The sequence below is a fragment of the Bacillus sp. AK128 genome (genome assembly GCF_053903075.1).
Map to the genome: position 1 here is coordinate 3,411,044 of NZ_CP096379.1, position 24,997 is coordinate 3,436,040.

Annotated in this window: 27 protein-coding genes; 13 read left to right on the forward strand and 14 right to left on the reverse strand. The window is 36.4% G+C overall.

Features of this window, described 5'->3' with window-relative positions:
- Positions 1–22 precede the first annotated feature (22 nt).
- From M1D60_RS17095 to M1D60_RS17115, 5 genes are all read right to left on the reverse strand, one after another.
- A complete protein-coding gene (locus M1D60_RS17095; protein WP_456276037.1) occupies positions 23–1,564 on the reverse strand; it encodes an AMP-binding protein in 1,542 nt (513 codons plus the stop codon).
- The gene (locus tag M1D60_RS17100) at positions 1,561–2,394 is read right to left on the reverse strand and encodes an SDR family NAD(P)-dependent oxidoreductase (RefSeq protein WP_456276038.1); all 834 of its coding nucleotides are present in this window, start codon (positions 2,392–2,394) and stop codon (positions 1,561–1,563) included. The genes M1D60_RS17095 and M1D60_RS17100 overlap by 4 nt, the downstream gene beginning before the upstream one ends.
- 64 nt (positions 2,395–2,458) lie before the next feature.
- Positions 2,459–2,809 carry a hypothetical protein gene (locus M1D60_RS17105; RefSeq protein WP_456276039.1) on the reverse strand — a complete coding sequence of 117 codons (351 nt, stop codon included), beginning with the start codon at positions 2,807–2,809 and terminating at the stop codon, positions 2,459–2,461.
- Between the two features lie 476 nt (positions 2,810–3,285).
- Complete coding sequence (locus tag M1D60_RS17110) at positions 3,286–4,533, reverse strand: ABC transporter permease (RefSeq protein ID WP_456276040.1); 1,248 nt, start codon at positions 4,531–4,533, stop codon at positions 3,286–3,288.
- Entirely contained in the window at positions 4,526–5,428 is a 903-nt protein-coding gene (locus M1D60_RS17115) for an ABC transporter ATP-binding protein (protein WP_456276041.1), read from the reverse strand. The genes M1D60_RS17110 and M1D60_RS17115 overlap by 8 nt, the downstream gene beginning before the upstream one ends.
- Positions 5,429–5,554: 126 nt before the next feature.
- Here M1D60_RS17115 and M1D60_RS17120 point away from each other — a divergent pair, with 126 nt between their 5' ends.
- Complete coding sequence (locus M1D60_RS17120; protein ID WP_456276042.1) at positions 5,555–5,740, forward strand: YhzD family protein; 186 nt, start codon at positions 5,555–5,557, stop codon at positions 5,738–5,740.
- 87 nt (positions 5,741–5,827) lie between these two features.
- Here M1D60_RS17120 and M1D60_RS17125 read toward each other — a convergent pair whose 3' ends face one another.
- Positions 5,828–6,595 (reverse strand): enoyl-CoA hydratase, encoded by a 768-nt coding sequence (locus M1D60_RS17125; protein ID WP_456276043.1) that lies wholly within the window; start codon positions 6,593–6,595, stop codon positions 5,828–5,830.
- 156 nt (positions 6,596–6,751) lie between these two features.
- On the opposite strand from M1D60_RS17125, the gene M1D60_RS17130 reads away from it, so the two are divergent.
- On the forward strand, positions 6,752–7,477 hold the full coding sequence (locus tag M1D60_RS17130) for an MgtC/SapB family protein (protein WP_456276044.1): 726 nt from the start codon (positions 6,752–6,754) through the stop codon (positions 7,475–7,477).
- Between the two features lie 398 nt (positions 7,478–7,875).
- Here M1D60_RS17130 and M1D60_RS17135 read toward each other — a convergent pair whose 3' ends face one another.
- The 5 genes from M1D60_RS17135 to M1D60_RS17155 form a co-directional block, all read right to left on the reverse strand.
- A complete protein-coding gene (locus M1D60_RS17135) occupies positions 7,876–9,393 on the reverse strand; it encodes a coproporphyrinogen III oxidase (RefSeq protein ID WP_456276045.1) in 1,518 nt (505 codons plus the stop codon).
- 119 nt (positions 9,394–9,512) lie between these two features.
- Positions 9,513–10,364 (reverse strand): Cof-type HAD-IIB family hydrolase, encoded by an 852-nt coding sequence (locus tag M1D60_RS17140; protein ID WP_456276046.1) that lies wholly within the window; start codon positions 10,362–10,364, stop codon positions 9,513–9,515.
- A gap of 90 nt (positions 10,365–10,454) precedes the next feature.
- Positions 10,455–11,342 (reverse strand): YitT family protein, encoded by an 888-nt coding sequence (locus M1D60_RS17145; RefSeq protein ID WP_456276047.1) that lies wholly within the window; start codon positions 11,340–11,342, stop codon positions 10,455–10,457.
- Between the two features lie 328 nt (positions 11,343–11,670).
- Entirely contained in the window at positions 11,671–12,024 is a 354-nt protein-coding gene (locus M1D60_RS17150) for a YlbF family regulator (RefSeq protein ID WP_456276048.1), read from the reverse strand.
- Between the two features lie 92 nt (positions 12,025–12,116).
- Entirely contained in the window at positions 12,117–13,253 is a 1,137-nt protein-coding gene (locus M1D60_RS17155) for a DUF445 domain-containing protein (RefSeq protein WP_456276049.1), read from the reverse strand.
- Between the two features lie 107 nt (positions 13,254–13,360).
- Here M1D60_RS17155 and M1D60_RS17160 point away from each other — a divergent pair, with 107 nt between their 5' ends.
- The 7 genes from M1D60_RS17160 (at position 13,361) to M1D60_RS17190 (ending at position 19,478) form a co-directional block, all read left to right on the forward strand.
- Positions 13,361–14,740 (forward strand): YheC/YheD family endospore coat-associated protein, encoded by a 1,380-nt coding sequence (locus M1D60_RS17160; RefSeq protein WP_456276050.1) that lies wholly within the window; start codon positions 13,361–13,363, stop codon positions 14,738–14,740.
- On the forward strand, positions 14,737–15,810 hold the full coding sequence (locus M1D60_RS17165) for a YheC/YheD family endospore coat-associated protein (RefSeq protein WP_456276051.1): 1,074 nt from the start codon (positions 14,737–14,739) through the stop codon (positions 15,808–15,810). The genes M1D60_RS17160 and M1D60_RS17165 overlap by 4 nt, the downstream gene beginning before the upstream one ends.
- 15 nt (positions 15,811–15,825) lie before the next feature.
- Positions 15,826–17,190 (forward strand): YheC/YheD family endospore coat-associated protein, encoded by a 1,365-nt coding sequence (locus M1D60_RS17170; protein ID WP_456276052.1) that lies wholly within the window; start codon positions 15,826–15,828, stop codon positions 17,188–17,190.
- Positions 17,187–18,347, forward strand: coding sequence for a YheC/YheD family endospore coat-associated protein (locus tag M1D60_RS17175; protein ID WP_456276053.1), 1,161 nt, complete (start codon positions 17,187–17,189; stop codon positions 18,345–18,347). The genes M1D60_RS17170 and M1D60_RS17175 overlap by 4 nt, the downstream gene beginning before the upstream one ends.
- A 99-nt stretch (positions 18,348–18,446) precedes the next feature.
- A complete protein-coding gene (locus M1D60_RS17180; protein ID WP_456276054.1) occupies positions 18,447–18,656 on the forward strand; it encodes a YheE family protein in 210 nt (69 codons plus the stop codon).
- 53 nt (positions 18,657–18,709) lie between these two features.
- Positions 18,710–18,901 carry a hypothetical protein gene (locus M1D60_RS17185; RefSeq protein ID WP_456276055.1) on the forward strand — a complete coding sequence of 64 codons (192 nt, stop codon included), beginning with the start codon at positions 18,710–18,712 and terminating at the stop codon, positions 18,899–18,901.
- A gap of 94 nt (positions 18,902–18,995) precedes the next feature.
- The gene (locus M1D60_RS17190; RefSeq protein ID WP_456276056.1) at positions 18,996–19,478 is read left to right on the forward strand and encodes a CBO0543 family protein; all 483 of its coding nucleotides are present in this window, start codon (positions 18,996–18,998) and stop codon (positions 19,476–19,478) included.
- A gap of 81 nt (positions 19,479–19,559) precedes the next feature.
- Here the strand turns inward: M1D60_RS17190 and M1D60_RS17195 are convergent, their stop codons facing one another.
- Positions 19,560–19,718, reverse strand: a complete 159-nt coding sequence (locus M1D60_RS17195) for a hypothetical protein (protein ID WP_456276057.1) — start codon at positions 19,716–19,718, stop codon at positions 19,560–19,562.
- 92 nt (positions 19,719–19,810) lie between these two features.
- Positions 19,811–20,161: a hypothetical protein gene (locus M1D60_RS17200; protein ID WP_456276058.1), complete on the reverse strand. Its 351-nt coding sequence runs from the start codon at positions 20,159–20,161 to the stop codon at positions 19,811–19,813.
- 313 nt (positions 20,162–20,474) lie between these two features.
- Here M1D60_RS17200 and M1D60_RS17205 point away from each other — a divergent pair, with 313 nt between their 5' ends.
- Positions 20,475–21,365, forward strand: a complete 891-nt coding sequence (locus tag M1D60_RS17205) for a PucR family transcriptional regulator (protein WP_456276059.1) — start codon at positions 20,475–20,477, stop codon at positions 21,363–21,365.
- Positions 21,366–21,482: 117 nt separating this feature from the next.
- Positions 21,483–22,580, forward strand: coding sequence for an ABC transporter ATP-binding protein (locus tag M1D60_RS17210; RefSeq protein ID WP_456276060.1), 1,098 nt, complete (start codon positions 21,483–21,485; stop codon positions 22,578–22,580).
- Positions 22,581–22,612: 32 nt separating this feature from the next.
- Here M1D60_RS17210 and M1D60_RS17215 read toward each other — a convergent pair whose 3' ends face one another.
- Positions 22,613–22,855, reverse strand: a complete 243-nt coding sequence (locus M1D60_RS17215) for a hypothetical protein (RefSeq protein ID WP_456276061.1) — start codon at positions 22,853–22,855, stop codon at positions 22,613–22,615.
- Positions 22,856–23,191: 336 nt separating this feature from the next.
- On the opposite strand from M1D60_RS17215, the gene M1D60_RS17220 reads away from it, so the two are divergent.
- Together M1D60_RS17220 and M1D60_RS17225 are read left to right on the forward strand one after the other, a co-directional pair.
- Positions 23,192–23,401: a small, acid-soluble spore protein, alpha/beta type gene (locus M1D60_RS17220; RefSeq protein WP_456276062.1), complete on the forward strand. Its 210-nt coding sequence runs from the start codon at positions 23,192–23,194 to the stop codon at positions 23,399–23,401.
- Between the two features lie 77 nt (positions 23,402–23,478).
- Positions 23,479–24,810 carry an alkaline phosphatase gene (locus M1D60_RS17225; RefSeq protein WP_456276063.1) on the forward strand — a complete coding sequence of 444 codons (1,332 nt, stop codon included), beginning with the start codon at positions 23,479–23,481 and terminating at the stop codon, positions 24,808–24,810.
- Positions 24,811–24,997: the final 187 nt, after the last annotated feature.

Consider the following 24,997-nt stretch of genomic DNA (forward strand, 5'->3'; position numbering starts at 1 on the left):
GTTCATTCTTCTATGTATGAATTCATTCAGGTCGCAAGCTTGTTTTATCGAGCTTACCGTATGCTGTGTATGGTATGTAGTCGACAAATTCAATCGTTTTTGGCATTTGAAATCTAGCAACTCGTGATCTCATCCACTCAAGTAGTTCATCCTCGGTTAGAACAGCATCGACGGCTGGAAGAACAAAGGCTTTTAATCTTTGTCCAAATTGGTCATCATTGATTCCAATGATCGCTACATCTTCGACGAAAGGATGCTTGATTAAAACTTGTTCTACCTCTATTGGATATACATTTTCACCACCAGAAACCACCATATCATCATTGCGACCGCATAAGAAATAATAGCCTTTTTTATCTCGATAAACTAAATCACCAGTCTGGATCCACAAGCTGTTTCGATTACTTTTTGACCAATCATTTTTAATGCATAATTGCCCAATATCGCCAATTTTCACTTCATGGTTGCTCTTATCTAAAACAGCTATAGTCATTCCTTCGATTTCTTTTCCTATTGTTGTACTTGAATACATTAAGTCCTCAGGAGTTGCAATGAAGTTTAAACCAGATTCCGAAGTTCCATATAAGTTATACAAAACAGGGCCTAAATGCTTAAAGGTCTGATTTACTAGCTTTGAACTTAACTTCGCACCACCTGATGCTATACAAGCTAAAGATTTTAAGTTTTCAGGATTATGATTTAACATCTTTTGAAGCATTAAAGGAACAACCGTTACCACTTCCACTTCATGTTTTTGAATTAGTTTACAAGCCTTCTCAGGTTCGAACCCACTATTAATTACTACTTTTTTCCCTAATGGAATAAACAAAAGAAGCACTGCAATCCCGTATCCATGATAGATGGGTGATGCAATATAAGCAGTATGATATTTCATGATCTTCAATCGTTTGATAAAAGCAACAAAAGGATTCAAGTAGTTAAATAAAGAAGGTTGATGTGCTGCAGCTTTTGGTTTACCTGTGGTCCCGCTTGTTTGCAAAATAATTTTACTGAAAGAGGCTTTTGGTAAAGGTTTCATTTCCTTAGAATCTGACTCAATCATGTTGTTGATAGCTGGTAGGTTTTGATGATAACTTAAAACCTTTGATTTACGATAGATTGAATGCTCGAGTAGAGAGCTTAATTGATTATCATAAATAATTAGGTCGAAATCATGTTGAAGGACTAAATCATTAAATTGAGCCGAACTCATTTCTGCATTTAGTAAATACAAATCTGCCCCCAATCTAGAAACTGCGAAAATGGACTTTACAAGAGAGGCATGGTTCTTGCATAAGAAGGCCACCTTCTGACCGCTTTGAACAAGACCGTGTTTATGAAAATAGATCGAAAGCTTGTCCGATTGTAAACGTAGCTGTTTATAAGTGAATGTTTCATGTTCTTCTACTAATGCGATATCATCTCCATATCTCTTCTCTGCAAAATGGAGCAATGTTAATAAATTAACCCCATTTTTACGAATAGAAGAGACTAATTGGAACAAGCGTAAAGGGGAAAGTAGGTTAATATTATATAAGACTTTTATGAGTCTATATACTTTCATGATTTACTCCCCTTTTTCCCTGTTAGATCCCAAAGTTCCCTAATGAATACAGAAGCTAATTGGCCAAATATTAACCACCATGGCTGTACATATCTCTTCTTCTTATACATGGATTTAGAGATTGCTTTAGCAGCATGACTTGGTGACACCGCCGGCATTCGACGGTAAGCCGCTGTTGGTTGAATCATCGGTGTTCTTACTAAAGGGAGATAAATAGAGGAAATTGTTACTCCTTCTGCTCTTAACTCAGGAGCTATAGACCTTAGCCAAACATCAAAGGCTGACTTGGATGCTTGATAAGCAGCAAAATAAGGAACAGGTGCTAGTAAAGCGTTAATGGTTGAGACATTAATAATCTGACCCTTGTTTTTCTTTAACAAAGGTATGGTTGAAAGCAATAATTGGACAGGTGCGAAATAATTAATCGCCATGGTACGAGTAAAATCGTGATAACGCTCTAGTGAGTCATAAATCGATCTGTTAATGGATAATCCTGCATTACTAACCACTATATCTAACCCGTTAGGTAATGTATGTAAGTAGGATAGAATAACATCCAACTCTTCTTTATTTCTTAGGTCTGCTTTATAAATGGTCACCTTAGCAGCCTTCTTTTCAATTTCTTTTTTTACAGTGGCTAGCATCTCTTCTCTTCTAGCAACTAGAATCATATGACAGTCTATGTCTGCTAATTGATAGGCTAGTTGCTCACCAATACCAGAGCTAGCGCCTGTAATTAGTATAGTCTTTCCAGCAATGCTGCGCCTAAGCTTTTGTTGATTGAGAGATACTGGAGAAAATAAGCAATAATTAATAAAACGATTATTCATTGTGTACACCTTTTCATTCCTATTAATGTTTAATTAATCTTGTGTTTCTTGTACAGACTTACCTCTAGTCCTGATACGTCAATTCAATTTCTTCTATTTTATCGTTCCATTTTATAGTCACTTTAAAAACATGATCTTGTTTATCTATTGGGGAAAAATTGAGATCTTTTGGAATATGGGATGTGCCACCTGTTCCTCCAGAAAGTGAAAATTCTTTCTGGATATCGATCACTTCACCCTCAGAAGCTTTAACCTCACCAGCACTTGTTTCCGTAAAATATTCCACTACCTGACCCAAATTTTCTTCTGTACCAATATAAGTTAATTGCAGATCTTCGTTTTTTTCGTAACTTATTTCATATTGATCTTCAAGTTCTTCATGTTCTTTATAGGTGACTTTTCCTTCTTGAACCAATTCTGCCTGCCAATGATCACTACTCCCAATGAATGTTTGATGAAATTTCTCGGTTGAGTTACATCCTGTAACAAGTATTAAAAAACTAATGAGCAGTATTGTTGTTCTTAGATATCCGATGGTTCTCTCCTCCTCTTTTTGCAATATTCGTTTTGATTGAAAAATAGGAAGATTAAACCCAGCGTTTAATCTTCCTATTTAAATGATTGGATTTGTTAAACCATTGTTTGTTGATTTCCGTTCCAGGACACTCGCTTTCCGCACTTGCACAGGATGTGTTGGCTTCTGCGTTGCTCACAGGACGTGAGCGACCTTAGCAGAAGTTCCTTTGAGCCTCCTCGGCGTTTCCGCCTGCGGGGTCTCCTTCACCACGCTTTTCCCGCAGGAGTCTCGCGTCCTTCCACTTCAATCAACTCTGCTGAAAATCAACAATGTTCTTTAACAAAGTCAAATAATTAAAAATTAACAAAGCTATACTACTTCTTAGTAACATCTATTGCTTGTTTAATATCTTTAAACGAAGAGGATTTACCATATAACAGTACTCCTCCTTTATAGACGCGTGCACCGAATAAAGCCAGGATCACAATTGTTCCAACTAGTAATCCTAGTCCTAATGCAATCTCCCACCCTGGTACGTTTAGCATTCCAACACGTAAGAACATAATCATCGGTGCAAAGAATGGTATAAAGGAAGTAATCGTTATAAATGAGTTCTCGGGATTGCTTAACCCAAACATTGCAATCATAAAGGCAATCACGATTAATAGAGTCATAGGCGTAATCATTTGTTGAACGTCCTCGATTCTACTTACAAGAGAGCCTAATACTGCGGCTAGCGTTGCAAATAAGAAGTAACCTAATAGAAAGAAAATAACGGCATATATGATGGTGCTTAAAGGCAAATGCTCAAAGCCGAGAAACTGGAACATTCCTCCATCCATATTTGCCAAGTTTCTCTTAATTGATTGATACCCAATGACAATCAATATCGTAAACTGGGTCATACTTAATAACGCAACTCCTAAAATCTTTCCAAACATTTGATAGACAGGTGAAACACTGGAGATGAGTATTTCCATTACACGGGAGGATTTCTCGGTTGCAACCTCCATGGCGATCATGTTTGCATACATGATAACAGCTATGTAAATCATAAATAAAATAATATACACTAGTCCTCTTGCTGAATTTAACTCTTCCTCAGTTTTTGCATTTTCCTCTAGTGCGACCATTTCAAAACTAACAGGCTCATATAACTGTGCGATTTCAACTTCGGTAAGTCCCATTTGCGTCGTCGCAACGGAGACCTTTAGCTGCTGTAATGATTGTTGTAGAGTAAGTGTAGTAGTCGTACTAGTAATAGAATTAGCTTTATACTCTCCCTCTGGAAGACCAGACTCATTATAGGACAGGGCTAATAACCCTTCATACTGACCATTTATTACTTCAGCCTCAGCCTCCTGAACACTACCAGTATATAATTCAAGCGTCAGTTCATCATCTAACATACCTACTTGTTCACCCAGGAGAGGAAACAGTTCAGCCGTCTCATCAACAACCGCAACTGTTGTGGTATTGTCCTTATCAAATAATCCAATTATGTTCTGAATATTACTGACACCGATAATTAGTAGAACAGTAATGGCGGTCGTAATGATAAATGATTTTGATTTTAGTTTATTTAAATACGTATGAAATAAAATAATCCAAAATTTATTCATGGTAAGCTGCACCTACCTTTTCAATAAAGATATCATGTAGGGATGGTTCCTCTAATTCAAACTTGCGAACAAATCCTTTTCCATATAGCATTGAAAATATTTGACTTGATATTTCTTCACTTTCGACCTGAAGGTTAACCCCTCCACTGCGTTCTTTTACCTTCAATACACCTTCTACTTCCTTTAAAAAGGATAAATCAAAGTCAGCCTGAATGGATACGTTCTTTTTACCAAATGACCGTTTAATTTCCTTTAAAGCTCCGTGAACAACTGGTTTTCCATGGTGCATAATACATAAGTGCTCACATAGTTCTTCAACGTGCTCCATCCGGTGACTTGAAAACACAATGGATGTACCTTGTTTCTTTAAATCAATTACGGCATCCTTAAGCAGCTCAACATTAACTGGATCTAATCCACTAAATGGCTCATCAAGTATTAATAACTTAGGCTTATGAATAACCGAGGCTATAAATTGGATTTTCTGCTGATTTCCCTTTGATAGCTCCTCCACTTTCTTATTCTCATAATCTGTAATCTTAAAGCGCTCTAGCCAATGTCTCATTTCAATGATCACATCGGCTTTCTTCATCCCACGTAATCTACCAAGATAAATAAGCTGTTCTTTAACCTTTAACTTGGGATAGAGGCCACGCTCCTCTGGTAAATATCCGATAATATTACTAGTTTTATAATTGATTGGCTCACTATTCCAAGTAATTCCCCCAGAAGTTGGCTCTAATAAGCCTAGGATCATTCGGAACGTAGTTGTTTTCCCTGCACCATTGGCACCCAAAAATCCAAACATTTCACGCTCAGGTATGGAAATAGATAGATGATCTACTGCTGTAAATGCTCCAAATCGTTTGACTACATTTTCAATTTTTAATGTCACTCTTCTCCCTCGCTTTCCAATTTTATTTACGTATCAAAATGAAGAATGATTCATTTTTTTGAAGGAATTATGAAAAAAATATCGAAATAGTAATGATAAGTAATGATTACACTTGGAGGTTATGAAATGGCTATTTATACCATTACTGTTTTTGATAAAGCAGGTAGTAAATTATTAGATGAAAACTTTGATGCTGCAACTGAAGCAGAAGCAAAAACAAAGGGTGAGGAGCTTTTAAAAGAAAAGGGCTATGAAGAGTATACTCATCGTTGTGTTTCACCTGCTGGAAAACTAGTTTTATTTCACCGTTAAAGTTTTTCCTTTTGCTCATATGAAAACGGTCACATAAAAGGTGACCGTTTTTTGTTTTTATTGTAATCAAGAACACTAATCTTGTTTTTACTTACCTATAAATTGTGGAACCCTTTTTTCTAAGAAAGCACTTACACCTTCTTTATGATCTTGTGTTGCTCTCATCTTAGATTGATGAAAGGTTTCCATTTCTAATGTACTCTTTAAAACTGGGAGTAGTTGATTTACATAAATCAGTTTTGTTGAAATCATTGCTTGAACAGGCTTAGCAAGCCACTCTGTTACTTTATGTTGAACGGCCTCCTCAATATGACTACTAACTTCATCAATCATCCCTAGTGAAAAAGCATCTACTGCTAAAAGTGTTTTTCCTTCCCAGATTACATTTTTTGCTTTTTGATCACCTAAACGCTGTTTTAGGAAGAAATGGCCTCCACCATCAGGAACTAATCCAATACCGATGAAATTCATAGCCACCTTCGCTCGCTCATCAACTACGACATGGTCACAAGCTAAGGCAAGGCTTAAGCCAAGTCCTGCGGCAGCTCCATGAATTGCACAAATAGTAAGCTTAGGCATTTCATATAAACTCGTTACGACATCACCGATTGTTTTCATGATGGATTCAAATGGTGTATCAAACGAAGAAAGCATGGTTTTAATGTCTCCACCTGCAGAGAATCCTTTTCCGCTTCCTTTTAAAACTAGAATATTTTCTTCCATACTCGCTGCATTCTTTAAAAGCTGTAATAATTCCTCTAGCATAGGTACATCCAGTGAATTATAAGCTTCCGGGCGATTTAATGTGATGGTTATAACACCATTTTGTTGCTCTAGTAAAACAGTTCCAGACATATGTATCCTCCTCCTATTCCGTCAGTTACTAATACTTATTCTATATATATGAGGAATTTCCTTTTAATTTTGGTCTTTTGTGGGTATTAAGCAGTCCATTTATGTTTACTTACATGTAAGTGAGGAAAATAATAGAATAATAGGTTTACAAGTATAATGGACGGGTCGAAAGGAGGTCTTTCAATCATCAATCAAGAAATGATCATTATCTTACAAAGACTAACTGTAATAATTCTACTAAGTGGATTAATTGGCTTTGAAAGAGAGATCAAGAATCATCCAGCAGGATTACGTACACACATTTTAGTTGGTACCGGTTCTTGTTTACTAATGTTACTTTCTTTATATGGTTTTGAACATTTTATATCTAGCTACGAAAATGGAATCATTAAAGTGGATCCTGGTAGAATACCTTCTTATGTTATTAGTGGTATCGGTTTCTTAGGTGCTGGGACAATTATTGTTCAAGGAGGGGGCTCAGTTAAGGGGTTAACAACTGCTGCTTCCATTTGGTTAGTAGCAGGAATTGGACTTGTCATTGGTGCAGGGATGTTTTTTGCAGGAACTGTTACGACCGGAATCGTGCTTTTTACTTTATTTTTCCTAAATAAGCTTGAAAAGAAACTTGATAGGAAAGATGAAAAAACACTACTTACGATTATGACTGAACAGCAAGAGGATACATTCACAAAAATAAAAGCTTATCTAGACGAACAAGAAATTGAAATTTTAAATACCGAAATTGAAGAGACTACTCCACATAAAAATAAAAAACAATTCAAGTATCAATTTTCTATTTATATGAGCCAATTGGATAAAAACCCTGGAGTTATTGATAAAATACATAATCTATCTTACGTAAACAAGGTATTGATTCAATAAATAGGCTGTGACATAAATTTCAGCCAGTGATAAACTCGAGCAATTTGGTGATATTTTGATGTATCTTTCACCTACTAGTTCGGGTTTTTATTTGTTACTTCAATCAATTTGTTAATTTGCATACTATTTTTAAACTTAGTGGAATGGAGCGGAAGACACTTGACTCCTGCGGGAGATAGAGGAAAGGTCGAGACCCCACAGGCGCAGCCGAGGAGGCTCGACTTCCTCCCCGCGGAAAGCAAGTGTCTGCAGCGCAATGGAACGACCTTGTTCTTCTAGCATAACTAGTTAATTAGTAACAGTATTATATTTGATAGATAGGACTAATTTAGAGATTATTCGGCTTTGGGGCCGGTGTATAAGGTTTTGTCCCAACCTCTTTTAACATTTTCACTGAGTTAAACATGAGATTGTTGTAAACCAAACAGCTCATTTAAAATGCTAATTTTATCTTCAGTATATTTTTCAAAGCCTTCATTGTAAGACTTAGGGTCTTTAGGATTGGCAAACCTAGTAATCCTCCCTGTTTCAGGGTGAACAAATTTACTAGAAGCTCCGCAACCTAGCCCTATAATCGTCTGCTTTTCCTCCATAATCATAATGTTATAAATACTTTCTTGACCTGGTAACGAATAGCCAACATTCTCTAAATTACCAAGAATATTTTTCTGACGATATAAATAATAAGGTGTATATCCATGAGAGGCAGTCCAATTATTGGCAAGCTCCATCATGCTTGTAATCTCATTACGGTCAGCCACTCTATATTTTTGCTTATTTTGAGTCATCTCTGAAGCTCTTTTAAAAGATAATGTATGCACCGTTAATGATTCTGGCATTAGCTTTTGGGTTTCATCTAGCGTATATTGAAACTCTGTTACCCCTTCACCCGGCAAACCAATAATTAAATCCATATTAATATTATGCATTCCCATTGAACGTGCCATATAAAATTTATTAATCGTTTCTTCTACCGTGTGATGACGTCCAATTGCTTTCAATGTTTCCTGAATATATGACTGAGGATTTATACTGATACGATCAATATTCCACTTGTTCAACACATCAAGTTTTTCAGGAGTGATCGTATCCGGTCTGCCCGCTTCAACAGTAATTTCTCTTACCTTATCAACGGAAGGAAAAGAAGCGTACATTTCCTCGTAAAGCATGTCCATTTCTTCAGCCGAAATACTAGTAGGTGTTCCACCACCATAGTAAATCGTCGTGATATTAATCTGATTTTCTTTTAACCATTTTCCTAGCTCTCGCATTTCATAATGCAATCCTCCTAGGAATGAATCAACCTTCCCTTGCTTTCCATTAATAGCATAAGCAGGAAACGTACAGTAAGCACATTTCGTCGGACAGAAAGGAATCCCAATATAAATACTAACTTCTTTACCTAATTGATATAAATCTGGGATTACTTCAAGCTGTCTGTCTACAATTGATTGCATTAACGTAATTTTATGGTCCTGAATTTTATAATCTTCTTTTAACTCTGCGTGAGCAGTCTCGACGCTTTTTCCTTCTTGAAGCTTATTGTGAAGTAGCTTAGTCGGCCTAACGCCAGTCAAAATACCCCATTGCTGAACCATACCTGTTACTTCTTCAAGTACACTTAACAAAACATAAGAGACGGTTCGCTTTACTAATCGAAACTTTTCTTTTTCTGTTAAATCGGCTGAAATCGGCTGCTCAAAGGCTGCTTCAAATTGTTGATCAGTAGAATGTAACAAGCCCACGGCTGAACCTAGTATATTTTGTTGGTCTTCATTAATTTGGATTTGAACGGTTAATTCTGCGGACTCAACTTTTTCGAAATGAAGATCTGCTTCCTCAAAGAATAATTGAACAATATGAGTAAGTGGTCTAATAAATCTTTCATCCTGTATTCCATTTAGTTGGATTTTCAAGAATAATCACCTTTCTATTTAAAGCTTCCTCTAGTTTACATAAGGATGAGGACGAGGTCAATTTAAGGAATTGTCTTCTCTAAAAAAAGGTGCTGATTTTATAATCAGCACCAATCCTATCATTTATTTAAATGAGTAATGGAAAGTTGTTTTCGAAAGTGAGACATAATCATGTAGGTTGCTCCATTTTGCTCATTCGTTCTTGTAATCCAATCTGACGCTTTTTTCAGTTCTACTGGGGAGTTCCCCATAGCCACACCTAGACCTGCATCGCGAATCATGTCTATATCACTATAAGAGTCACCAATTACGACCATTTCACTCAACTCAATACCAAGATACTTACCAAGTAGCTCTAATCCACTCTTTTTAGAAACCTTGTTTCCTACAATTTCAAGCTTTTGTGGTGTATCTTGGAACAATTGAATTCCTTCAAATGCTTGCTCTAAGGTGTTTCGCGCTCTTTCCAATTCCTCTTGATCTGCAAAATAGGCGTCAATTTTAGGTGTTGAAACTGGAAAGTCTAAAAGCGAATCTCCTAATGATTCGACAAACTGCATCGGATAAAACAAAGGATCACCTGTTACAATCACAGCTCGTGCAACCATATTATTTTGCAAATGAACTCGATTACCCAGTGAGTACCGTTCATGTAATAGGCGAATATTACAATCAAAGTTCTCCAATACTTGAACTATATTAAAGGTCTTCTCTTCCGAAATCCGATTATTAATGATTGGAGCATCCACGGATGAGGCTATAAAGCCACCTCCATGTGTAACAAGTAAATTGTCTAGCCTTAAAGCCTTGGCCACCTTTTTAGCAGCTGGGAAATTTCGATTTGTCACTAAAGTAATATACACACCTCTACTTTTGACAAAATCAACCGCCTCTTTTAGCCCCTTTTGTAGTCGACCGTTTGGACGAAGAATCGTCCCATCTATATTTAGCGCTAACATTCGATAATACATACGATCTTCTCCCTTCAGAAGTCTAGTCTCTATCTTTAAAATATGAATATTTTAAAGGGAATAGAACTTGTATAAGGGAGTGATCTTTTCCTAATGTATATCACGCTTCTTAAAGCGTCCACCTTTTACTTCAGCAATATTCCCTACTGCTAAAAAGGCACCAGGATCAAGCTCTTCAACAATCGATTTGAGCTTAGCTTCCTCTAAACGAGTAATAACACAGAAAATAACCTTCTTATTATCTCCTGTAAATGCACCTTCCCCTTTTAGGTAGGTGACCCCACGTCCTAATCTAGCTATGATGGCATCACCAATTTCTTCATACTGATCACTAATAATCCATGCAGATTTTGATTCATCTAATCCCATGACCGTTATATCAATCGTTTTGAACGCGATAAAGTAGGCAATTAAAGAATACATCGCACGGTCCCAGCCAAATACAAAGCCGGCACTTCCTAGAATAAAGATATTAAAGAACATGATGATTTCGCCTACAGAAAATGGTGTTTTCTTATTAAACAAGATAGCCAATATTTCTGTACCATCTAAAGAGCCTCCATACCGAATAACCATACCTACACCGACACCAAGGGTAATTCCTCCGAAAACAGTAGCTAGTAATGGATCAGATGTTACAACTTCAACATGATGAAGGGCCGCAGTCGAAAAGGATAAAATAATGATGGCAAATAAAGTAGAGATTGCGAAGGTTTTTCCAATTTGTTTATAGCCTATATACAGGAAAGGTAAATTGAAGAAAAATAGAAACCACCCTAATTTAATATCTGTTAAATAGGAAGTGATAATAGAGATCCCTACAATTCCCCCGTCAATAATATTGTTTGGAACTAAGAATAATTCAAGCCCAGCGGCCATTAAGATGGAACCGAATAAAATAAATACAGCTCGTCTAATAATTTTTAATTTTGAAGTATGTTTGTGTTGAGCAATTTTTTTAGCATTCTCCAAACTCATCCCTCCCCTTTTTTTTTCTATATTATAATATTATAACATTAATTGGATTAAATACCGTTTCTCATGCTTGCTATTAAAATAATGATTGCTAATCTAGTTTGACTGGCTCGGCTCGGGATCGATGATTCGTGCAGAAACAATTAAAAAACGTGCATAAAATACAAATAACGTGCAGAAACACGAAAAAACGGTGCATAAAATACAAAAAACGTGCAAAAACACGAAAAAATGTGCAGAAAGTAAAAATCTAGTGCCGGCATCCCCAAATGCATACAACACCCCACACAAAAAAAGACCCCGCAAAAAATTGCGAAGTCTAGCTTTCTAATTAAGATTGCAATGGACCATATAGTTCTTCAAGAGGCTTCATGATGATTTGGTTAAGCTCTCCAACCACCATACTCATGCGTTGTTCCGTTTCCATGAGACGGGAAATCTTTTCATGCTGTTGAACAAGTGCCACTTGCTTTTGTGCTTGATCAACCTCTTCTTGCGTGATTTCCATTCCTGACATTTGCTTTTGTTGAAGCTGTAATTGCATATCACGGAAGCTTGCAAATAATTTTGAAGCCGTTTCATCAGCGTTTACTTCGTCATACAATTTTTTTAACTCCTGGAATTCATTACTGTTTCTAACTGCCTTTTCTAGTTCATATGCTGCATCGTAAAGATTTGTAGACATATAAGTCCCTCCTCTAATTAAGTAAGCGAATACGTATCTATACTAACTATACGTTTATTCTTTAACAACTATAACAGACCTGCTTGTGTATTTCATCCCATAAGCCATACGATGATTCCTTGAAGTAGACCAATAAGCCCCCCTAATAGGGCACCAAGGAAGGTAATCATTTTAAATTCCTTCTTCGAAATGGATAGTATCATATCTTCTAGTCTAGCTACAGAAAAGCCTTCTACCTGTTGACGGACCATGTCTTCAACTCGTAGTTTTTGAAGCAGCTTATCAGAATGATCCGCTAAGTAATGAACCCCAAATTTTACAAAGGACGGGACCATTTTTTCAATGATCGTTTCCTTAAATGGCTGAATCACTTCAGAAACTGGACGATTCAATACTTCTGAAATATTTAACTGCTTCAGTATTGCACTCTTAATTACAGAGGTGATCTCCTCTTTATTGACTAACGAAGAAAATCCCCCTACTTGTTTGCCCTTGAACTTAATCCATTCTTCTTGAATTAGGGTCGTTAAAATCTCAGTCGTACCTTTGTGTTGCAGAAACTTAATGATTTCTGGCTGTACCTTTTCAACTAAACTAGATTGTCCTAAAAACATTTGAACCATATTCCCAAGCATCCCTCTGGTTGCCAGGAAATCATCAATCATCGCCTTAAGCTTTTGTTTGCCTGTCTCACTTTTGAAAAAATCTACTCCCTTATTGGATATGTACTCACTAACGTAAGGTAATTTCTGTTCAATATTTATCAGTAATGTTTCAGGAATCAACTCATCGATTCGACGTTGTTCTGATTCAGTCCAAAGCTGATCAATCCGTTTTTCTAAGAATGTATCTGCTTTATCAAGTAGTGTTTGGTCTAGTTGATTAATATTCATTCTCTCTAGTAGCTCATTGACCGTGATATTGGTTGTAAAAAGCTTATTAGCCTCAACCTTAACCAACTCATTTAACTCATTGATAAAAGCAGGATCTGAGAACTTGGTTTTGAACCCTTCTGCTGTTACCAAGTGCTCCACGACAAGCCTACCCATTTGAACCGCTAATTCTTCTCTTCTTTTTGGAATTAATCCAGGGGTAAACGGGAGTCTTTTCCCTTTTACATAGATAGGATGATGTGGTCGAAAGAGCATTTGGATGGCTAGGTGATTGGTAAATCCACCTATTATTGCTCCCACTACGATCATCATTCCAATCATTACTAACTCCTTCATCCTGATCAACCTTTCTTTCACCATCTCGAACTGACCATCATACGATATCAGCAAGTGCCTATTTTATTATATGAGTTATTATCTTCTCAATCAAATGAGGGTTGAATATGATTGTTAGTGAAAAAGTACGCATAACAAGCGAAAAACTACAAAATCCTTCTGTAATTAGAATACCAGAAGAGCTTTTTTTACAGTGGTCTCTCTCGCTCAGTAAAAAATACCATTTACAATGCGGTGATTATAGCACATATGTTAGGTTATTTCCTGAACCGGACCTTAAAGACGTCGTGATGGATCCTAAACTAATAAATGCACTTAAGCTTCCAACCACCGATCAAAATCTAACACTCTTTTATCATGAACATGCTGAAATGCTATCCATTGGATTGATAATTGGGCTATTAACGGAAACAAGAGAATTAGAGAATGGTCCTTCTTTTGGCTCCGTTCATGAGTTTGCAAAAGAGCTTTCTACTTATTGCCAAGAGAATCATGTTCTTTTCTATGTGTTTTCGTTACGCACCTTTGACGTAGATTCACTTAAGGTACAGGGATATATATGGAATGGTGGTAAATGGGAGTTAAGTGAGGTTCCCGTTCCGCATGTTGTTCATAACCGGATTCATTCAAGAAAAAGAGAAAAGTCAGTTGGTGCTGATCGGCTATTTACTCTTTTACAAGAAAAGCAGATTCCCTTTTTCAATGACCATTTCCTTAATAAATGGGAGTCGCATCAGCATTTAATTCAGCATGAGCATCTACTTCCTTACCTTCCAGAGACTGAATTACTCCTGAATATCAATCTATTAGAAGAAGTTCTGTCCAAACATAATAGGGTGTTTATTAAACCTATTCATGGTAGTCAGGGAAAAAAGATTATGAAGATTGAAAAGACCGATGAGCATTACCTTCTAGATTACACCACTTTTAATGGAGAAATTGAAAAGAAATATGAGACCATCCAAGAGCTTTTCCATGCTATAAAACCTAGACTTGCTAACCAAACCTCTATTATTCAACAAGGTATTACTCTACTTACCTATGAAGATCGAATCTTAGATTTTAGATTTTTATGTCATATGAATCATATGAATAAATGGAAGGTGACCTCAGCCGTTGCGAGAGTATCATCTCCTAACGAGTTTGTGTCAAATCTTGCAAGAGGAGGAGAGTTATATAAGGTAAATACCCTCCTTCGAAATCTTCTCGATACTAAAACAGCCCTTGATGTGAATAAAATGTTATATGAGCTTGCCGTTGAGGTGGCATCATCGATTGGTCAATCAGAAGAAGGGTTATTCGGAGAATTAGGAATTGACTTAGCGTTAGATGAGCAGGCAAAGCCGTGGATCATAGAAGTTAATACCAAACCTTCAAAAAACCTTGATTCATCTACCCCAACTCTAATCGTTCGTCCTTCTGCCAAGGCAGTGATTCAATACTGTTTATATTTATCAAACCCTTTTCAAAGGAGCGACCTATTATGACAACACTTGGTTTTCTAACCATTAAGAAGCATCAAGAGCTAGCTTATTTTACTGAAATGGCAAATGCTTTAAAAGGGAATTCATTAACGATTTATAGGTTTACCCCTCTTGACATAGACCCATCTACTGAAATGGTTCATGGCCATCAATTTAATGAATCCACCAATGAATGGGAATTTGCCATTTATCCCATTCCAAATTATTTGTATGATCGCTGCTTTTACCAAACTGATGATTTATCAAAGAAAGCAGAACCGATTGTTAAATGGTTAAAACAACGGCCTGGTACTACTTTCTTAGGATATGGTTTACCAAATAAATGGGAGGTTTATAAGGCGATCCATAACCATGATTCCATTTCTTCCTATCTCCCGGTAACCAATCTAGTTGAGAACTTTCAGCAGCTAAAAAGATTATTAAAAAGGGAAAAGTCCATTATTATTAAGCCTACAAATGGTTCACAAGGAAACGGAGTCATCCACCTAGAGCTACTTGAGAAGGAAATTACCTTTCATACCCAAAAACGTGGGAAATCGATTTACAAATCGTTCTCTAACCATTTGGAATTTAAACGTTTTATAGATAGTTTGCTAAAGGAAACCTCATTTATTGGTCAAAGCTTTCTAGATTTAAAGCATGATGATCAACCCTTTGATATAAGAATACTTCTGCAAAAAGATGAACGAGGTAGTTGGAGGGAAGAAGGTAGAGGCGTCAGAATTGGGCGTGAAAACGGGATTGTCTCAAATCTTCATAATGGTGGAGAAGTACTACCTTTTCCTGCGATCCTTTCCTATTGGAGCAGTCCTTTAAAAGAACTCATTCAAGAGGAAATCGAAACCATTACAGCTCTCGTCCCTATCCTTATAGAAGAACAATTTGGTAGAGTATTTGAATTAGGTCTAGATATCGGTGTAACAAAAGAAGGGGCAGTTTGGCTACTGGATATTAATTCAAAGCCTGGCAGAAAGGTCATCACTAGTACTGGTCCTTCATTAAACCACCGGCTATATCAGGCCCCACTTAGGTATATTAACTATCTGGAAACGAATAAAACGAAGATAGACTGATAAGGAGTGACCACTTTGGAATCAAAAGTTTTCATAAAATTACTAAAAGGAATCGATGGCACTCTCCAGCTTCCCAAAGAAATAGCAATTGATCACATACAATTTATTGGTTTTGGTACCAAAAAGGTTCCGTGTAAGATTAGTGTAAATGAAAATCAGGACAAAGAAACAATCTATATTAGTGAGGATATCCTTCAAGCCTTAAACATTCCGAACAATCGTAGCCTCCATTATTTTAATGATGCGGATACCTTTTATGTGGGTCCATTGGTTGGGATTTTCACAGCCGGTTTCACAGAATCTCTACTTCGTCCAATCGGAGAGCGCTCTCTCTTCTTTGCGAAGTTATTAACCATGGAAAAATCAGTAGGTATCTGTGCATATGTATTTGGAGCCCACCTTATTGATTGGAATGAAGGAACAGTAAATGGATACTTTTATGATGAAAAAGAAGGTTGGACTCAGCAGGAGATTCCTCTACCTAATGTCATTTATGATCGGTTACCAAACCGACGGTCGGAGAGTCATCAAGCCCTTAAGAAAATTAAACAAAGATTAAAAGATGAATATTTAATTCCTTGGTACAATCCAGGATTTTTTAATAAATGGGAGGTTTTTCAGGTTTTATCAGAAGTTGATGGTCTTTCCAAGTTTTTACCTAAGACCATATCAGAGCCTTCCTTATCAGATATTCGAAATATGATTGATGAGCATAAATTTGTCTACATTAAACCTGCCAACGGAAGTCTAGGTCTTGGTATTTTCCAAATCATTGCGTCAGAGGATGGCAGCTCATATTATTGCAGATATAAAGATGGAGAAGAAAATCGTCTCCAACGATTTTTTTCACTTGATAAGCTGATTGCCTATATATTTAGAAATCGAACCATGAAGCACTACATTGTGCAGCAAGGTATTCACCTGATTCGATATGAAAATAGACCATTAGACTTCCGGATTCATACAAATCGGGACCACCTGGGGGATTGGCAGGTTACTGCTATCGGTGCAAAGGTTGCCGGTAGAGGGAGTGTGACTACTCATCTCAATAATGGAGGGATTGTAAAAACAATGGAAGAGCTCTTTCCTGATCCCGTAAAACGAGACCAACTTTCACAAGAATTCTCTTCTACAGTTTTATCACTTAGTGAAGCAATCTCCTCATCGATAGAGGGTTATATTGGTGAAATTGGGTTTGACATCGGTTTAGATCGTGAAGGGAAGCTTTGGTTATTTGAAGCCAATTCAAAGCCTGGTCGAGCCATTTTTTCTCATCCAAAATTACGATCACAAGATAAATATACTCGTCAGCTTTCGATGTCTTATGCGATTTATTTAACAGAGCAAGGAATTGTTCATCCAGAGGTTCAATTACAATGAGGTTGTCTATAAAGGAAGGCCATTGGGTTATTGATCAAAATAAACCCGTTACATGGGGAAAACAATCCAAACTCATTCCTTACTCTTCTTCTCTGTTATCACCCAATATAAAGCTAACTAATGTATCTTCTTTAAAGCCTTTAGTAGGAATACTGGCAGGAGATAGCCAAAATAAACACTTTTCCGGAAACGAAAAAGCCTTTCAACGAATACAACTAGCCCTTCAGCATAAAGGAGGGCTTGCTTATGTTTTTACCCCAGCAGGTTGGGATCAGAATCAAATTAACGGATTCATTTACGATTTTAAAAATGGAACATGGGTAAAAGCTTGTTTTCCTCATCCAGATGTCGTCTATAACCGAATACCTTTTAGGAAATTGGAACAAAAGAAAGCTTTCCTTCAGATTCAAATTGAATGTAAACAAATGCAGATACCTTTTTTTAATCAATCTTTTTTACAAAAGGATCATATATTTAACTGGCTTTCTAAAAATGATCGACTCCTCCCTCATCTCCCTGTGACTAAAAAGCTTATGGACCTTGAATCATTTGAAAAAATGGTCAATCAATTCAGAAAGGTGTATGTAAAGCCGAGTAAGGGAAAGAAGGGAAAAGGTATTGTTGTGATTGAGAAAGACCACCATCATTTATGGAGTGTCCACTCGATTAAGGAATCAGTAACAGAACTTCCCAAGCAAGAGCTGATTGAAAGCTGGATCCTTCCTAAGCTAAAAAATGATTATATTGTTCAAGAAGCAATTGAGCCTTTAAGTTGGAATGGGGCTCGATTTGATTATCGGGTATTAGTTCATCGTAAAGATGATAAACAATTTATTATCAGTGGAATAGGAGTAAGGCAGTCTGAGCAACAGCAAATAACTACCCATCTTCCTGCTGGTGGTAAAATTATTCCTTTTCAAGAACTACCTTTTCCTGAAGATGAATCGGTTATAAAAAAACTAGTTGATGAAATCGGACCTACATTAAAGCAGTATCAAGGTTATATTGGTGAATTTTCGATTGATATTGGTAAAAGTAGAAACGGTAATTTATATATATTCGAAGTAAATTCAAAGCCGATGGTGTTTGACGAGGATGATATAAGAAGGGAAGGCTTAGAAAACCTCCTTCAATATTTCAGTTATTTAACGATTTAGGTTTTTCAAGTAGGATCTAATCAAAACTGCTTACTTTATCATCAAAAATGGAATCATTCATGGTATGCTAGTACTAAAACATGCCGAGGATGATGTCAAATGCTATCCCATTTTATGTATAAACCCTTATTTAAAGACCAGTCCTTACCTGGCTGGTCTATTCGTTTTTACTACAAAGGAAACCTTTATGAAGCTACCTACCAAAAGGATGGTAGCATTGTTTGGAAGGGTAATCCACCTTCAGAAGAACTAGAAGACATTATATCTCATATTCACGAGCTTATGCTTTTTCATGTTTACGATTCTTAAAAAATCCGTTTAATCCCTCCTATTTCTACACATCTTAGGACTATAGAGGAGGGATGAAAGTGGATAAAAATACAAGCGATTTTAAAGAAGATCTACCCAATGAGGGGAAAGAGATTGCTTATTTAGATGTAGATCGGATGATCAATGAAGGGTTATCAGGTGGGTCTGTACACCAACGAGAGGATATGGCAAACATCGAGCCAACCATTCACCTTCCTAAAGAAGAACCACCGAATCATAATTAAGAAGCCTGGGTTCCAGGCTTTTTTTGATTACTTGCTCATATTCATACTCTTATTCGTAAATCCTATCCATATGTTACTTATAAAGGGGATTCACATGGATAAAAAATTATTGAAAATCTTCTTATGTATTGGTTTTTTATTAATCCCATTTGCCTTTAAACGGGAAGGATTAAAGGATTGGATGATTGTCTTTTTCTTAAAAGGATATATATCTAGCTTTATAGGGACTGTAGTCGTAAGAAACAACCAACTTTCGTATCCAGTAAGGTTTATGCGAAAGTTCTTCAGAATCAGTATCTTATTTGACTATTTATTATTTCCCCTAATTTGCGTTTTCTTTAACCGGGTAACAGTAAATAAAAATTCGTTAGCAACGATAGGGTACGCAATTGTTTTTAGCCTTCCGATGACCATACTAGAAGTCATCCTCGAAAGATTTACAGACCTTATTAAATATAAAAATAATTGGAGCTGGTTGATCACTTTAATAACCTTAACCATTACCTTTTTATTTGTACGTGTCTCATTAGGATTAATCAGAAGCTTTGACCTTGCTGAAGATATCAGAGCACAATGAAAAAATAAGAAGAAACCTTTTTGTGGTTTCTCATAAAGGATTTATTCTCCCACCATGGGGTCTATTTTTATAATTAGTCCCTTATTTTGTTTGCTTTCTAAAATCTTGGTGATATTTATCGATCATTAAACCTTGAAAATGTCTGAGTACCAAATGATAATCCTCAACCTTCCCTTTCTGGATTTCTAGTTTTGGATGGTTATCTTGATTTCCTTTCTTTATTCTAATCACATCTCCCATTTTCCCTCTGCTCCTTCCCTCAATAAATTAATCTTTGGATGAAAAGGTTACTCATTCAAGTAACCTTTTCATCTATTTTATTTACCTATTATTTATAGACCTGGTCCAAAACCTGGAAAACCTGCTCCATATCCATACCCACCATAGCCGGGACCACCTGGGTAACCATAGCCGCCACCAAAACCTGCTCCTGGGAATCCAGCTCCATAACCATAGCCGCCAAAGCCAGCTCCCGGTGCTCCTGGATAACCATAGCCACCGAAGCCAACGCCTGGAGCTCCATAGCCGCCTCCAAAACCTGGACCATCAAGAAGTTCTCCTCCTAAGAAACCAAGACCTGCCCCAAGTAAACCTGTTGTAAGAGGGCCACCCAAGCCGCCTCCAAAACCTCCAATATGTCTTTGTTGTGGTTGAGCCGGTACTCTATATGCATTTCTATACATCGAACAGTTCCCCTTTCTCTCTCTTAAAATCATTTTTGATTACACTACAGCCTATGACGGTAAATGGATTTGGATTGGGCAAATACCCTTAATGGATAAGATTTAGGCTAATTCCCTAATGTCAATAAAGTGGTTTTTGAAGAAGGATTTGGTGCGTGGAGCAAGTAAGGAAATCTCAAAAAAATATATATGACGAAAACTTGCATATTTCATGGAGCTTTATTAATCAAATCGAATTAAATAGCTTACACATTATGATTTTTTATTTTAGTATAGTGTTGTTATAATAAAAATAAAAAGGAAATAAAAGACCATGCTGGAAAAATTAAAAGCCCAATTTCCAAGTTTACTGTTTCATGATGTCCTTACTTTATCAGACACATGCGAATATTTTAGAATGGATAATGGACAATACATATCTATTCAAAAGGATGAACTTACCGAAAAAGATCATCAGTTGCTTTCTATTTTTTTGACTCCTATTTCGACAAATGACAACCAGTCATTAGAACAAACCTACTGGAAAAAGTCGTTACTAACAAATGATTCCGAATCAAAAGAATACTTGCTCCAAAATTATGACGAAGGTAGTGTATTTCGTCTCATTCATTTTCAATTACAAACAGAAGTAGAAAAAACTCACTTTGAAGAAGCTGTATCATCTCTTTCATTTTTACATTCAATCTTTATTTGGATTAGTCCAAATAGTGGTGTGATTATTGAGGAAGTTAAACACGAAACCATTCAGTTTGAAGAGTTAGTTGATTTGCAAAATGCAGTTATATCAGATTTTTATACAGATCTTTATTTCTATTTAGGAGAATTGTTTACCCTTACTGATTCCCTTCACGAGCGGTATGAATGGGAAACGACATGCTTTCAGCTTTCTAAATTAAAATTAAAAAATAAAAATTTATATCAGTTTTATGAAGCAATCCCTTACATCTTACTAAACGAGACTAAAGAAAAAACGAAATATAAAATTACTCAGTTATTGAAGGATATTCCACCGACTGATATTCAATCCATTAAGCTCTACATTGAAAATGGTTTAAATATCTCACTAGCTGCAAAAAAACTATTCATGCATCGAAATAGCTTACAATACCGAGTGGATAAATTTATTGAAAAAACAGCTGTAGATATAAAGTCTTTTGAAGGAGCACTGGTTATCTATTTAGCCATCTTAAGTGAAGGATATTAAGATATGTATACTTGCCCAAAATGTAAGCGCATTTTTGTGCACTATTCACATTTCTTAATAGGCTCAATATGGTTACAATAGGATTAAGTTGTAAACAAGCATAAGGAGGAATTTAAAATGGCTGAACTTCAATTAAAAAATATTTATAAAATTTATGACAATAAAGTAACTGCTGTTACAGATTTTAATCTTCATATTCAAGATAAGGAATTCATCGTATTCGTTGGACCATCTGGTTGTGGTAAATCAACGACATTACGTATGATTGCTGGTCTTGAGGATATTTCAAAAGGTGATTTCTATATTGATGATCGTCGTGTTAACGATGTTGCACCAAAAGACCGTGACATTGCAATGGTATTCCAAAACTATGCCCTTTACCCTCATATGAACGTATATGACAATATGGCATTTGGATTAAAGCTTCGTAAAATTCCTAAAACTGAAATTGAAAAGCGTGTGACAGAAGCAGCTAAGATTTTAGGATTAGAGCAATACTTAGATCGTAAACCAAAAGCACTATCTGGTGGACAACGTCAGCGTGTTGCCTTAGGACGTGCAATTGTTCGTGATGCAAAAGTTTTCTTAATGGATGAGCCTTTATCAAATCTAGATGCTAAGCTACGTGTAGCGATGCGTGCTGAAATCACTAAGCTTCACAACAGACTACAAACAACAACAATCTACGTGACGCATGACCAAACAGAAGCGATGACAATGGCTACTCGTTTAGTTGTAATGAAAGATGGAGTGATTCAACAAGTAGGTGCTCCAAAAGAAGTATATGATAAGCCTGAAAATATCTTCGTTGCTGGATTTATCGGATCACCTGCAATGAACTTCTTTACTGGTACTTTATTAGATGGCCAATTCAAGATTGGTGATATAACTGTGAAGGTTCCTGAAGGAAAAATGAAAACTCTTCGTGAACAAGGATATGTAAACAAAGAGCTAGTTCTTGGAATTAGACCTGAGGATATTCATGATGAGCCTGTATTTATCCAATCATCTCAAGATACGAAGGTTACAGCAAAAGTTGAAGTGGCAGAATTAATGGGTGCAGAAACTATGCTTTATTCAAGTATAAATGGATCTGACTTTGTAGCGCGTGTTGATTCACGTACTGATATTAAGCCAAACCAAAGTATTGAACTTGCATTTGATATGAACAAATCACATTACTTTGACAAAGATTCAGAACTACGTATTCGATAAAATGATAATAGCCCGTGAAAACGGGCTATTATTTATTCCTGTATAAAGATTAGTTGTTCGGTATGACAGTGATTACAATATAAATAATGTGGGCATTGTTGTTGAATATAGGTTTGCTCAAAGCCATCAAGCTTTTTCATTCCATCAATCTCCATATAAGGACTATAATCATCAAAGTAGTCCATTACCCTTCCCTTATCCTCCATAACATTTTTACAATGCTGACAAGTAGTTTCAGAAACTTTAAATCCATTACATAGCGGACATATTCCCATTGTTAATTCAACTCCATTTTTATGGAAAATTTTGAAAGCATAAATTTTTAAATATTACAGATATTAAGTTTCAGATACTTCTTTTCTTATATTTTCGCGGTTCACAGGCGATATTATGTATCAAATCACAGTAGAGAAATTGGAAAAAAATTTCTTTTAAAAAAACCGAATAGAATCCACGATTTGAAACATAATAGAAATGTAAACAAAACAAAGCAAAGCAATTGATTAAAACTTACTCATTGGGTTAGAGCCTGGTGGCGACGGACATGCTCCGTATCTGGTTCAATTCCAGCTAACCCAACCAAAAAAATTCTTATGAGGAGTGACTACATCATGGCATCTAGCAACAACTCAAACCAACTTTTAGTACCTGGAGTAGAACAAGCACTTGATCAAATGAAGTATGAAATCGCTAACGAATTTGGTGTAAACCTAGGAGCAGACACTACTTCTCGTGCTAACGGTTCTGTAGGTGGAGAAATCACTAAGCGTTTAGTATCTATGGCTGAACAACAACTTGGTGGATCTTACCAACAACGCTAATTAACAATTAAATAACATGGCTAAAATCCCAAGCATTTGCTTGGGATTTTCTTTTGACTAAATATGAAAGGAGTAAAATGATCTTGTTTAAAAGCATCCTAGTTACTATATTCGTATTTGCAAGTTTCGCGGGTATTTGTCTAACGCCAGAAAGAACAAGTGCTGAGAGTAAGCAACATGTAAAAAATGTCATACTCTTAATTGGAGATGGAATGGGGCTTCCTTATACCTCTGCTTATCGATACTTAAAAGATAATCCTAATAAAGATGAAATTGACTTAACTACATTCGACCAATATCTTGTGGGATATCAAATGACTTACCCAAATGATAAAGACGAAAATATTACGAATTCTGCTGCTGCTGGCACAGCTTTAGCAACAGGATTCAAAACCTATAATAATGGAATAGCTATGAATAAAAATGGTAAAAAGCTAAAATCTGTTTTAGAAATGGCTAAGGAGAATGGTAAAGCAACTGGCCTTGTTGCCACAGCACAGATTACTCATGCAACTCCTGCTGCATTTGGGGCTCATAATATTCATCGTAAGAATATGAATGATATTGCTAATGATTATGTTGACGAGTTGATCAGTGGTAATCATAAAATTGATGTTTTACTTGGCGGTGGTAGAAAGTATTTTGATCGTAAGGATCGAAATCTAATAGACGAATTTAAGAATTCTGGATTTAGTTATGTCACCGATAAGGACTCATTACTTCAAGATAAAAATGAACAGATTTTGGGCCTTTTTTCAATGAATGGATTACCAAAAATGCTCGACCGAGATGAAACCATTCCATCCCTTAAAGAAATGACTAATTCGGCTATTCAAAGATTGAATACAAACCCTAATGGTTTTTTCCTTATGGTAGAGGGAAGTCAGATTGACTGGGCAGGCCATGACCAGGATATCGTCTCTGCAATGAGTGAAGTAGAGGATTTTGACGAAGCGTTTAAGCAAGCTCTGAAATTTGCCGAAAAGGATCAGCATACGCTTGTCATTGCGACAGCTGACCATTCAACAGGAGGATTTACAATAGGAGCAAATGGAATTTATAATTGGTTTTCTTACCCCATTAAAGCAGCTAAAAGAACACCAGATTATATAGCCCAAAAGATAATTGATGGAGAAAAGGTAGAAGAGGCTCTAGAGAGGTATATTGATTTAAACTTATCAACTAGAGAAATCAATAAAATTAAAAGTGCAGCTGATACAAAAGTTCTTACTACAATCGATGATGCAATTGAAGATCTATTTAATCAACGAACCAATACAGGTTGGACGACTAATGCCCATACAGGAGATGATGTTCCCATATATGCCTACGGACCGAATTCTGAAGAATTTCACGGTTTAATCAACAACACGGATATTGCTAAAATTATATTCGATGTTCTTAAATAATAGGTTTTGTTAACTTTGTTGTTGATTTTCGTTGCAGGACACTCGCTTTCCGCGGGGCGTGCGGTGAGCCTCCTCAGCTTCGCTTCCGTGGTCTCACCAGGGACAAAGTGAACTCCTTTGTCCTATGTCACGCTTCTCCCGCAGGAGTCTCGCGTCCTTCCACTACAATCAACTCTGCTAAAAATCA